The following is a 12,663-nucleotide window of genomic DNA, read 5'->3' as shown; positions in this document are numbered from 1 at the left end:
CGATACAATACCCGTTGTAGGTTTGTACGTATGCTGCATACTTAAATATGTGAAGGTCATACGTTCCATAGAGCGAGCGGTTTTTGTTTGAAAAATACTATATAGAAAGGGTTGTTGACAAGATGGCAAACGAGTTTAAAGTTTGCGATGAATGTCAGGCCGTTAACTTAAAAACGTTAATTCCAAAATTAAAGGAAATCGATCCTGATGCAACCATCGAAATTGGCTGTCATTCTTATTGTGGTCCAGGACGCAAAAAAACATTTACCTTCGTAAATAGCCGCCCTGTTGCTGCGTTAACAGAAGAAGAACTAATGGAAAAGGTTTTAACAAAATTAAAGAATAAGTAAAACAAAAAGCTGTCTCTACTTGGTTGGAGAAAGCTTTTTGTTCATTTATTCAATAGAAATTTAGAATAATTGTGAATATGATTGAAAAAGGTTGTTAGTATCTATAGAAAAAAGTGAATAAGTATGCTAGTCCTAGATTTATCGCATATAATAGAACTATAACAAAATGGGGGTGCTATACAAATGACATATGCAAACGCTAAATTACAAGAAGAAAAGGTATTTAAAGACCCTGTTCACCGTTATGTACATGTTCGAGACCAAGTGATATGGGATTTAGTAGGTACAAGAGAATTTCAGCGTTTACGTAGAATTCGTCAGCTTGGTACCACATTTTTAGTCTTTCATGGGGCGGAACACAGCCGCTTTAGCCATTCGCTTGGTGTTTATGAAATAGTACGCCGTATAGTGGATGATATCTTTGTTGGTCGTCCAGATTGGGATGAGGGTGAACGACTTTTAGTGCTATGTGCGGCACTCCTACATGATTTAGGACATGGGCCATTCTCACATGCATTTGAAAATGTCTTTGAGCTGGATCATGAATATTATACGAGAGAAATTTTATTGGGTGATACGGAAGTCAATGCTGTGTTGAAAAAAGTGGCAGCTGATTTTCCTGAAAAGGTATCACAAGTAATCGAAAAGACATATCCAAACAAACAAGTCATTAGCTTAATTTCAAGCCAAATTGATGCGGATCGTATGGATTATCTACAACGTGATGCTTATTTTACTGGCGTTAGTTATGGTCACTTTGATATGGAGCGGATTTTAAGAGTAATGCGTCCTCGAAAAAACCAAGTGGTCATAAAAGCTACTGGTATGCATGCAGTAGAAGATTATATTATGAGTCGCTATCAAATGTACTTACAAATTTACTTCCATCCTGTGTCACGAAGTGCAGAGGTGATTTTAAATAAAATTTTAAAACGAGTAAAACAATTGAGCTTGGAAGGCTATATATTTAAGCATGAACCTACACACTTCCTAGCATTTTTCCGTAACGCAATTACGCTCGAGGATTATCTTGCCTTAGATGAGAGTATTCTTTTTACATATTTTCAACTATGGATGCAAGAGGAAGATACTATTCTAAGTGATTTAAGTCGTCGCTTTGTTAATCGTAAGCTATTCCAATACATTGATTTAGATCCAGGAGTAGAGCTTGATAAATATCAAAAACTACAGGAACTTTTCAAAGAGGCAGACTTGAACCCAGACTATTATCTTGTTCATGATACAACGGCAGATCTGCCGTATGATTTTTACAGACCTGGTGAAGAGGAAGTGCGCGTGCCGATTTTCCTAGAAATGAAAAATGGTGAACTACGTGAGCTTTCACGTGAATCAATTATTGTTGATTCCATTTCAGGTCGGATGAAGCGTGACCATAAAATATATTTCCCTTTAGATTTTTTAGAAGATGATTCAATGCATTCAACCATTAAACAGAGAATATTAACTTTGTTGAGAAGAGACGGAAAATAAAATATGAAATAGAAAGCAGTAAACACGTTCAAAGGAGCGATGTTTACTGTTTTTTTTGTATGTTTAGATGATTGTTTAGAATCTGTTCAGTGCTTGTAGTTATAATGTATCAAAAATGATAAAAGGTGGTGATGTATGTTGTTTTATACGTCGCAAAAGTAATGCATCTAAAATGAAATACAGGAAAGTCTATAATTTGTTAATTCCTATGTCCTATGTTAGGATACAATTTGGCTTTTATTCACAAGAATGACAAGTTAATTTCAGGGAGGAGAGACACCATTGTTTGTGGCAGGCTTTAACTGAAAATGAAAGAAAGCTATCGTCGTAGTAAACAATCAAGCTCTCTATCTATTAGAAAAGAGGAGTGTCATGAGAAAAAAATTGAACATTGCTATGCTGACCATGTTGTTAGTGTTCCAAACACTACTCAGCCCACTGTCAGTATTTGCATCTGAAGACCTTTCGACACCACCAGTCGTGAATGACAATGGTTCGGATGATGAAATGGAAAAAAATCCATCTACACCAGTGAGCGATGACACAGATTTTTCAGAAGATAACATAGGTGAAGAAGAGCTTTCTACAACACCGCAAGAAAATGAAAACAAGGAGCAAGATCCTGAGGGCCAAGCTCCTGAAGAAGAAAAAGTGGATGATGAACCCGCTAAAACATTGCCAGTGGATAATTCACCATTGGTTCCTCAAGAAATTCCAGCTTCACTATTATCATTTGTAATGAAAATAGGTGAAAAAACAGTTGGAGCAGGTGAATTTGGTACAGAGTTAGATCCAAATACAACAGCTAATTTCACGGTTAAATTTTCCGTGCCAATGCAAGATAGTCAAGCAGAAGCTTGGGGAGACGGGAGTTGGTTTGAATTCCAATTGCCGCAGTCGTTAATTGATTTTGACGGGGCATTCGCCGGTAGCAAAACAGTAAACGGTATCACATATAATTATGTAACTACGGATAATAAAGTTCGTGTAGAGTTAAGTGGTATGGAGCCCGGCTCAGGAAGCTCTCAACCAGAGGATTTAACCATTACATTCAATTCTGGTTTTAATAACCTTTCTGACGACATTGAGCAGGATCTGGAAATTCCTGCAGCCACAGGCGGTAGTGAGATAATTAAAGTTAAATTTACTTTTTTACCTTCAACGAGCCACAAAAAGGTAAGTAAGGAGAAACTAGGGACTCCTACACCTGCAGCAAATGGTAACCATGAGATGGAATGGCAGGTATGGGTTAATGAAGCAGGTAAATTATTAAGTAATCCAACTTTAACAGACGAGCCAACATCACATGAAATTATGGCTAATTCCGTAAATGTTTATCAATATGAGGTCGGTCTTAATGGTGTGAGAACAAGTACAGAAAACATTGTTCTGACAAATGGTAGTTGGAGCGATATTGAAAGTACGCTGACTGGTAAGTATGCCTATAAAATTACGTATAAAACGTCTGTAACATTAGAGGCGGATAAACGTGATGGTGTAGTTAACTTTAATAACAAGGTACTATTTACTAATGATGGACAAATAGAATCTTCTAATACGGCAACGCACACCATTACGTATGGAAAAGCGCTAGATAAAAAGTTAGATAAAAATACAAACTACGAAACAAAGTGGCATATTGATTACAATCATAATTTGTTAAGTATCGATCAAACTGATGCATATGTTATAGATACAATTAAAGGTCCTCACGAAATCGATGCATCAAGCATTAAGGTTTATAAAATGAATGATGCAGCTGGCAATGTGGCGACAACAGTTTCGGAAGCTAATAGAGTAACAAATGGATTTACTATTAATCCTACAACTGGAAATGCTAAAAGCTTTACATTAACCTTTGATAACGATATTTCAGATGCCTATACAATTGTGTATGATGCGAAATATAGTAAACAGGATTTTTATGAACATGAAGCAGGGCCGTTTAATAATAGTGTGACAAGCGGTTCAGGTAAAGAGAAGAATATAAACTATGTACTTACTGAAAACCTATTACAAAAATCATATACAGTTGATTTTGATAAAAAAGTAATTACATGGACAATCAACATTGTATCTGATAATCCAACTAAACCAATTAACAACCTAACACTAACAGATACATTTACAGCCGGTGCTGCAGATGGGGTGCATGAGTTAATAGATAACACTGTAAAGCTTAATGGTATAGCAACTTCTTATACTCTAATTGCCGGAGATAAGAAAAAAGGCTTTACAATTTCAGGTATTAACGTACCAGCAGGTAGTACATCAACTATCACTTATCAAACGAGCTTCGCAATTGGTGATGAGGGTACTGTACAAAAGCAAGGGTATGGAAATACAGCTGCTACAGAGTGGACAAGTGGCGGTAAATTATATGAAAAATCAGCTTCTGCGAGCTATATTCCACAATCAACTACTGTTAATAATGGCAGTAAATCGGGAACGTTCAACTACTCCACGCAGCAATTTACATGGGATGTAAAAGTGAATATCAATAAAAAGGATATTAATGGAGCTATTTTAATTGATACAGTTGGTGTGGGACATAAGTATTTACCGGGAACAATTGAAGTGTTACCTTTAACTAATTTAGGTGGTAGTGATACAGGCGGAACTATTGGTACTACACCGATTGACTCGAATAATTACACAATTTCAGCGGAAACAGATAAAGGCTTTACATTAACATTCAGTGATTCCTTATCAGGAGACATAAACTACCAAGCATATGTTGTTCGTTATAACACAATGGATGACGATCATATTTTAGGTATTGGTTCTGATACGTCTACTGATAGAGGGAATGTATATACGAATGATGCCACATTTAAAACAAAAGGTACGCAAGAATTTACGCTGGAATCAACGCCAGTAAAAATTGATGAGAATGTAGCGAACAATTTAGTGACAAAAAATAAACCACAACAAAACGCGAGTAAAGAAACAATTACTTGGACATTGGATGTGAATAAATCTCATTCTGATTTAGGTCAAAATGTCATCTTAACAGATTTACCAGGTAATAATTTAATGTTATTGGAAAGTAGTATTCTATTAGCACCATACACAGTATCTAAAACAGGTATTCAAAATGGATCTACCTGGAAAACACCTCTGCAATTAGGGGTAACTGTCAAGTTTGATACTCAAGGTGGCTTTAGCCTCGAATTCCCTGATTTAAATCGAAAAGGGTATCAAGTACAGTATAAAACAATAGGCTTTGGCCAAATCGGTGATGCATTAGAAAATACAGCAACATTGCATTATACGGGGCAAACAAAGGCTAATCAAAAAACTGAGAGTGACTATAAGGGTAAATTTAGCTTTAGTAGCTCTGAATCAGATTTTTCGTCAACACGAGGCAGTGCCAAATTCAAAAAAATTGGCATCGATTCAGCTACAGGTCAATTTAAAGAAAATTTAGCTGGTGTTGAATTCCAACTAATTAAAAAAACTGCAAAACCAAATGAATATATCATACAAACAGCTACTACAGATGCAAATGGTGAATTCACATTTGAAAATGTGCCGTACAATGACTATCTCATCCGTGAAGTAGCACCACCAACTGGTTATACTAAAATGTCTGATTTTAAATTTAAGTTAGATGAAAACACGACACTAAATAAGCAGCCAGACTTAATAACAAAAATTGTAAATACGACACCAATAGTTGGTGGTAGTTGTACACAATTCGAAATAGCAATTAAGGATATTGATGGTCATTCCATTACTACAGGTACAGTTACATTAAAGGATCCCAATGGTACAGAAACAGCACCATACAAAGTAACAAATGGCAAAGTGACATTACCTAATTATTTTACTGCTGGTGAGTATACAGTAACTCATTCAGTTGAAGGTGAATTAGGAAAGGTAACAGTGAAATATGATGGTGGATGTAAAGCTGTAGTTCAACCAGTGCCAAAATGTGAAAACTACACAATTGTAGTGAAAGATGGTCAAGGTAATATTCGTACAAATATTTTAGAATTAACATTAAAACAAGGGACTACAGTAGTGACAAAGGTATCTCCTGACGCAGTAGGTAAGTTTATTGTTCATTCAAATGATCCTATTACTGGTGTAAAACCAGGTGAATACACAATATACGAGGGTAACCAATTTTTGGGTACAGTTACACTGACATACAAGAAAAACTGTGGTTATGAATTTACAATTATACAAGCACCAAAATGTGAAACGTTCGAACTAACGATCAAAGATGTTGATGGAAAATTAATAGAAGATAAAACGAAAGTAACGATTAAAGATTTAGATGGCAAAACGGTAGCTACTGAAGAAACAAAAGACGGTAAAGTAGAATTAAAAGATTTAGAGCCAGGTGTTTATAGTGTATTTGATAAGGATGGCAATAAAATTGGGGAATTCTCCAGCAATATTAATTGCCAAGCAGAAGTTCAACAAACACCAGCCTGCGAGCGCTTTACAGTAGAGTTAAAGGATGAAAATAATGTCCTAATTAAGGCGGGGAAAGACGTTGTTATTAAAGATAAACAAGGTAACGTTATTTCAACAGTTCTAGAAGCGGATGGTAGTATGACATTTGTTTCTAAAGATGTACCCGCAGGTAAGTATGACGTTTATGACAATAAAGTTTATTTAGGAGAAATTGTAGTTTCTTACAAACAAATTTGTAAAGTAGACTTATCAATTGCCCCTGCGTGTCCAAACTTTACATTAACGATTAACAATATGTATGGTCAGCCTCGTGAAGGTGTCAAAGTAACATTCACAGATGAAGCTGGTGTAGTAATAGAAGAGAATGGTTCAACAGAATTTACAACAAATAATATAGGTCAAATTACTATAAGTAATTCATTAATTAGGCCTGGTAAATATATTGTCAAAGAGAATGGTATTACAATCCTTGGTACAGTAACAGTAGGTAATACGTGTGAGGCTAAAATTCAGCCTACACCACCTGTAACAAATCCAACTGATCCTGATAATCCCACATCAGAGCCAGGGCAGCCGGTTGATCCAAACAAACCAAATCCAGATCCAGAGAAGCCGATTGATCCAAACAAACCAAATCCGGATCCAGAGAAGCCAGTTGATCCAAACAAACCAAATCCGGATCCTGGGAAACCAGTTGGTCCTAATAAACCAAATCCAGATCCAAACAAACCAGTTGAACCAAATAAACCAAAACCAGATACTAACAAACCTACAACTCCTGGTAATGGTGGCACATCAGTACAAAATGTTATTGATCAAGGGAAACAATTACCACCGTATAATCCATCAAACGTAACTAAAGATACGTTGGATGCTTATAAAGATTTCCTGAAAAAATATAGTAAACTATCAAAAGATGAGCAGACTGAGGTGGCTCAAGCTATTGATATTAATAAAATCAAAGCGGATGCAGAGCGCTTAGAAGCACAGCTAAGAGCACAAGGTAAATTACCACAAACAGATGGAGCCAATCAAACAGCTCTTGTATTTGTTGGCTTACTTCTTGTAGCTGGGTCAATATGGTTCATGCGTCGCCGTACAACAGAGATATAATCAAAAAAGCGCCATCTTTTAGGGATGGCGCTTTTTGTGTGATTTAAAAGGTTCCTTTGGCATTTTCTAAAGAATAGCTTTGCACAAAATCTGCTTGTAAGGCGAGTCGTTTGGAGCCTTTTTCCGCGCAGGTAATTAAGGTTAACGTCGTCTGATTGGGGATATCATCCACGATGTAAACATCTGTTGCTGCAATGATTTTTTTAGTCGCTAATTGATACTCGTACACATTACTCATGTCTGTGACATAAATAATATCGCCAATTTGTGCTTGATAGAGGGGACTGAATAAAATATCTTTCTCTTCAAAATAATGACCTGCCAAAGCATAGTTTCCTTGACCGAGCTGCTGATTAGGCTTCATCGTACCCGCTCCAATAGCAAGAACAGCATTACCTACTCCCTTTAAAATAGGAAGCTGCATATGGACACTAGGCACGGCAATACTGCCGATAACAGGCATTTTGCTAGCCTTTATTTGCGCTTGGAGAACCTCGGCGATGGACAGTGATTGCACGGCTTCGAACTCAAAATCCGCATCTAGTTGGTTGTTCCTTTTAATATCGTCAGTGCTGTACTCTACTGCGTTGAATTGGTCACTCATACGTGCAATCAACACGTTTTGAATAGGTGTGATAAATATTAGTAACAAGCCGATGATAAGCACACATAGAAGTAAGGCCAGTTTAAGTTTATTCCTTTTCATTAATCTTTGATCACATCCTAGCAATAGTAACGAAATACTGAAACGTTTAAAAATGGGTAGAGCGTTAGGCGGCTCTACCCAAGTTCAATTTATTTATCACTCAAACGAACGCCAGCAACGCCGTAATGGTTTTTAGACATTTCTTCAATAAAAACTGTTACATTTTCTGCAGGTGCATTCACTGTGCGTGAAACGGCTTCTGTTACTTCTTTTACAAGGGCGCGTTTTTGTTCCTCTGTACGACCTTCAAGCATTTTAACTGTTACGTATGGCATAATATTGCCTCCTTTATAGAATAATGTTGTATAGTTAGTTTATAAGAAAGTAGTATAAACTTCTTACTTGCGTTGAGGCATACGTGCCATGATAATTGTGGCAATATGCTTCCTTTTATAATAGCAGAATGGAGGGTATTTAAGTATGGCAAATGAAGAAAAACCAAAACAAAAAATGGGCTTTACGATTATAAAAAATGATCCAACTGATGGACATAAGGGTTTTGGGATTGGCTCGCTTTCGTTAGAAAATGTATCGCCAGTCATTTTAGATGTGGAAGAGGGAACAGCATCTGTTGAGATTGGTGCTATGCATGCACGTAGCGATGTGGAACGCGGAATTAAATTTACAACGAATCGTGCTGATTCAGAGGGTGGAAAGCCATATTGGCTAGTATGGGTGACAATCGATCATAAAGAGGATGGACCTTACTATGCGGGAATAACAGCTTGTGAAATGGTAGTGAACCGTGAAAAACGCCGTGGCTATAAAATTTTGGCTGATCATGTGAATAAAATGGATAAATCCATGAAACGTCATATTATCGTAGAGCATATGGATACGCCGTCTAAAAAAGTGTTAGCTGCTTTCCTAGAACAACTTAATCCAGACCTGTGGGAGCGAAGTAGCGAGCAATTGCGTCAAGACTTATTTGTCGAATAGACCTTTAATGATTGAACAAACTGTGACATTTTGCAATCGTTTTCGATATTAGGTTGAAAGTGAGTTTGAAACAAAGTAAACTTGAGGCAGAGCTTACATTTTAGTAAGCTAGGACACTTGGTTTCGCGAAAGTTATGAGCGCTATGCGGCATTTGAACAACCCAAGCCAAATGCCCCATGATGCTCATACTTCGCAAACCATAAAAAGAAAAGCTTTCTGTTCCCACGGACACGTCTCCGGGGAAGAGAAAGCTTTTCTTATTTTTCGTATATCTATCTGTTACTTTGTCGAGAGCCTTCATAACTTAAAACGTATTAGGCTTAAAAAGGTTTCCGGATGATTGTTTGTTTATTTTTTAGTCTTTAAATATGGAGAACGGTAGCATATTCCAAAATTCTCCCCATGTATTACTGTCAAGAATGTCAAAGTTCGTACATTTCTCAGTTGGTACATCCTTAGATTCCATATAGACAAGTCGTTGTTTTGGACAAGCGTCAGTCGCTAATTTACCTGTTTCGATATCGATAACAACACCTTCAACAGCTTTTGGCTTTTTGAAATCTTCATTTTTTGTCCCTTTATTAACAGTCTCCATAAAGTCTATCCATATTTGCTTTGTCGCTGCAGTATCTTCTTTTGTCGTTAGGTTTTTCCCTTGGTCATAGCCGTTCCAGACACCAGCAGTTAGACTTGGTGTAAAACCGATAAGCCACTGGTCACTATTGGTAGACCCTGATTTTGCTGCATAAGTATGGGTCATGCGTGAGCGAATGCTTATTCCAGTTGCAGGTGAATAATCGCTGAAAACTGGGTCGAAAATACCTGTCATCATTTCTGTTAAGATAAATGCATTCTCTTTGGAAATAGCTGTCTCCGTTTTTTTCGTCACACCTTTGTTTTCATAAATGACGTCTCCATTAGCATTTTTTATGGATACAATTGCCGTCGGAGTCATTTGCTGCCCTTGTGATGCTAAAACATTATAAGCATTTGTCATTTCATAAAGCGTAGTTTCGATCGTGCCAAGTGCAATTGATAAATTATCCTTTGCACCAATGCCTACATTAAAACGGTTCGCCATATCGTGAAATTCCTTGAAGCCAATGTCTTCTAAAGTCTTTACAGCATAAATATTATCCGAGATAGCAATAGCTTGCGCCATAGTCATATCGTGATCAGCAAACTGCCCATTTACGTTTTTAGGGGCATACGTCCCTCGTCCATTATCATAGGTAAAAGTTGTTTCACCTACATCTAAAAAAGTAAGCGGAGTGTACCCATTTTCTAAAGCCGCCGCATATAAAATAGGCTTGATGGTAGACCCTGGCTGACGTTTTGCCTGTGTCACACGGTTAAATGAACTTACTGCATAGTCACGACCACCTACTAATGCTGTTACAGCACCTGTTTTAGATTCCATACTAACAAAGGCTGTTTGAAGATCATCAGCAGGCATGTTTTTTGCCACTGCTTCCTCGGCTGCTTTTTGATGTTCAAGATTCAAGGTCGTTTGAATCGTCCAGCCACCCTCACTAATATCCAAATTTTTTGATTTTAAAATTTCACTCGCTTCTTGCCAAGCAACATCTAGGAAATAAGGGGCAACAGATTTGGTTGCTACCCAACTGTCATTTTTCAATACAAGTTGTTCATTTTCTGCACGTGTTTTTTCTTCTTGTGAAATAGCTCCTTGATCTGCCATAAGCTTTAAAATAACATGTTGGCGATTTGTAGCTTTGTCCAAATTAGCAATTGGCGAATAGATACTTGGACCCTTTGGTACACCGGTTAACATGGCTGCCTCTGCAAGCGTTAAATCACGAGCAGACTTGCCAAAGTAAAATCGACTGGCCGCTTCAACCCCGTACATGCCATGACCGTAATAAACCGTATTTAAATAACCTTCTAATATTTCATCCTTATCATAAAAAACTTCTAATCTATAAGCATACAGAGCTTCATTTAATTTACGTGTCCAAGATTTCTCATGAGAAAGATAAAGGTTACGCGCATATTGCTGGGTAATTGTACTAGCTCCTTGTACCTTTCCTCCAGCTTTAATATCCACTAAAATCGCACCAGCAATACGTGAATAGTCAAAGCCACCATGTTTATAAAAATCTTTATCTTCAACAGCTACTACTGCTTCTTTTAAAAAAGGTGACATCTCATCGAGACCAACCCAATAACGTCTCTGATTTGTAAAGTGGTCTCCAATTTGGTTCTCATTTTCATCTAAGAAAATTGAGGCTTTCGGTACGGTTAAAGGCGGTGCACCAGCCACTTGAACATAGATGCGTAGTGCTACAAATGCTACGACAATTGCAGTTGCAAAGGCGACAAAATAAGTAAGTGATTTCCGTGTGCGCTTTACACGCTTTTGCTTTCGATGATAGCTTTTTCGTTTCATCCGACTTTCACCTCGTTTTCTCACAACTTCGAACTTAACGTTAGTATGTGTTCGAACATTCATCTTTAATCGAAATTCTACCTAAAAACTATTGCACTTTATTCAAAAACATCTATACTTTTTTTGTACTACTTGAAACGCTGGCATTCGACAAGAAAATCATACTTTGTAGATTTTAATCGAAATTTGCTAGAGGTTCCAATAATGTATACGAGGATAAAAGGATACAGGTTTCATTACAATCCTGTAAGCCATCATAGTCGGACTTTAAGATAAGTTGTTTTTCAAAATAATATTTTATTTATAACGGAGGTCTAGCAATGAGATTTGATGAAGCGTATTCAGGAAATGTATTTATAAAAAGTCATCCTACATATGAGGATGCTCAGGCAGTTATTTATGGTATGCCGATGGATTGGACAGTTAGTTACCGTCCAGGTTCACGATTCGGCCCACAACGTATCCGTGAGGTATCTATCGGTCTTGAAGAGTACAGCCCATATTTAGATCGTGAGCTTGAGGAAGTAAAGTATTTTGATGCAGGTGACATTCCACTACCATTTGGGAATGCACAACGTTCATTAGATGAAATTGAAAAATTTATTGAAAAATTACTAGCTGATGGCAAAATCCCTGTTGGTATGGGAGGAGAACATTTAGTGTCTTGGCCTGTCATGAAAGCAGTATCTGCTAAATATGATGACCTAGCTATCATACACTTTGATGCTCACACAGATTTACGAGTAGAGTATGAGGGAGAGCCACTATCACACTCAACACCAATTCGTAAAATTGCCGAACATATCGGACCTAAAAATGTATATTCATTTGGTATTCGTTCAGGAATGAAAGAGGAATTTGAATGGGCGAAGGAAAACGGTATGCATATTTCTAAATTTGAAGTACTAGAGCCGTTAAAGGAAGTTCTTCCAACGCTGGAGGGGCGTAATGTTTACGTAACGATCGATATTGACGTGTTAGATCCAGCTCATGCACCGGGAACTGGCACAGTTGATTGCGGTGGTATTACTGCGAAAGAATTACTAGCTTCCATTCATGCCATTGCAGCAAGCAGCGTAAATGTTGTAGGCTTTGATCTAGTGGAAGTAGCACCTATTTATGACACATCTGAAATGACAGCTAACACAGCTTCTAAGTTATTGCGTGAAATGATTTTAGGCTGGGTAAAATAAATAAAGCCTTATAAAGGTTGATATGAAGCGGT

General features: G+C 37.3%; 8 protein-coding genes. 5 read left to right on the top strand and 3 right to left on the bottom strand.

All coding sequences use genetic code 11. The features are described 5' to 3' along the window. Positions 1 to 122 precede the first annotated feature (122 nt). From C9J29_RS03850 to C9J29_RS03840, 3 genes are all read left to right on the top strand, one after another. Positions 123 to 350, top strand: a complete 228-nt coding sequence (locus C9J29_RS03850) for a YuzB family protein (protein WP_008179127.1) — start codon at positions 123 to 125, stop codon at positions 348 to 350. A 183-nt stretch (positions 351 to 533) separates the two neighbouring features. Beyond that, positions 534 to 1,841 (top strand): HD domain-containing protein, encoded by a 1,308-nt coding sequence (locus C9J29_RS03845; protein ID WP_107921647.1) that lies wholly within the window; start codon positions 534 to 536, stop codon positions 1,839 to 1,841. Between the two features lie 372 nt (positions 1,842 to 2,213). Next, positions 2,214 to 7,382, top strand: coding sequence for a collagen binding domain-containing protein (locus C9J29_RS03840; protein ID WP_107921646.1), 5,169 nt, complete (start codon positions 2,214 to 2,216; stop codon positions 7,380 to 7,382). 43 nt (positions 7,383 to 7,425) lie between these two features. Here the strand turns inward: C9J29_RS03840 and C9J29_RS03835 are convergent, their stop codons facing one another. Together C9J29_RS03835 and C9J29_RS03830 are read right to left on the bottom strand one after the other, a co-directional pair. Beyond that, on the bottom strand, positions 7,426 to 8,034 hold the full coding sequence (locus tag C9J29_RS03835; protein ID WP_237068736.1) for a class A sortase: 609 nt from the start codon (positions 8,032 to 8,034) through the stop codon (positions 7,426 to 7,428). A 143-nt stretch (positions 8,035 to 8,177) separates the two neighbouring features. Then, positions 8,178 to 8,363, bottom strand: a complete 186-nt coding sequence (locus tag C9J29_RS03830; RefSeq protein WP_012292709.1) for a 2-hydroxymuconate tautomerase — start codon at positions 8,361 to 8,363, stop codon at positions 8,178 to 8,180. A gap of 145 nt (positions 8,364 to 8,508) precedes the next feature. On the opposite strand from C9J29_RS03830, the gene C9J29_RS03825 reads away from it, so the two are divergent. Continuing rightward, positions 8,509 to 9,027 carry a YwhD family protein gene (locus C9J29_RS03825; RefSeq protein WP_008179119.1) on the top strand — a complete coding sequence of 173 codons (519 nt, stop codon included), beginning with the start codon at positions 8,509 to 8,511 and terminating at the stop codon, positions 9,025 to 9,027. A 356-nt stretch (positions 9,028 to 9,383) separates the two neighbouring features. Here C9J29_RS03825 and C9J29_RS03820 read toward each other — a convergent pair whose 3' ends face one another. Further along, on the bottom strand, positions 9,384 to 11,438 hold the full coding sequence (locus C9J29_RS03820; protein ID WP_107921645.1) for a transglycosylase domain-containing protein: 2,055 nt from the start codon (positions 11,436 to 11,438) through the stop codon (positions 9,384 to 9,386). A 320-nt stretch (positions 11,439 to 11,758) separates the two neighbouring features. Here C9J29_RS03820 and speB point away from each other — a divergent pair, with 320 nt between their 5' ends. Then, a complete protein-coding gene (gene speB, locus C9J29_RS03815; protein ID WP_090002931.1) occupies positions 11,759 to 12,631 on the top strand; it encodes an agmatinase in 873 nt (290 codons plus the stop codon). Positions 12,632 to 12,663: the final 32 nt, after the last annotated feature.

It is taken from the genome of Lysinibacillus fusiformis (genome assembly GCF_003049525.1).
Lineage (GTDB): Bacteria > Bacillota > Bacilli > Bacillales_A > Planococcaceae > Lysinibacillus > Lysinibacillus fusiformis.
Note: the sequence above shows the minus strand (reverse complement) of the source record. Positions and strands in the feature narration are given on the sequence as shown.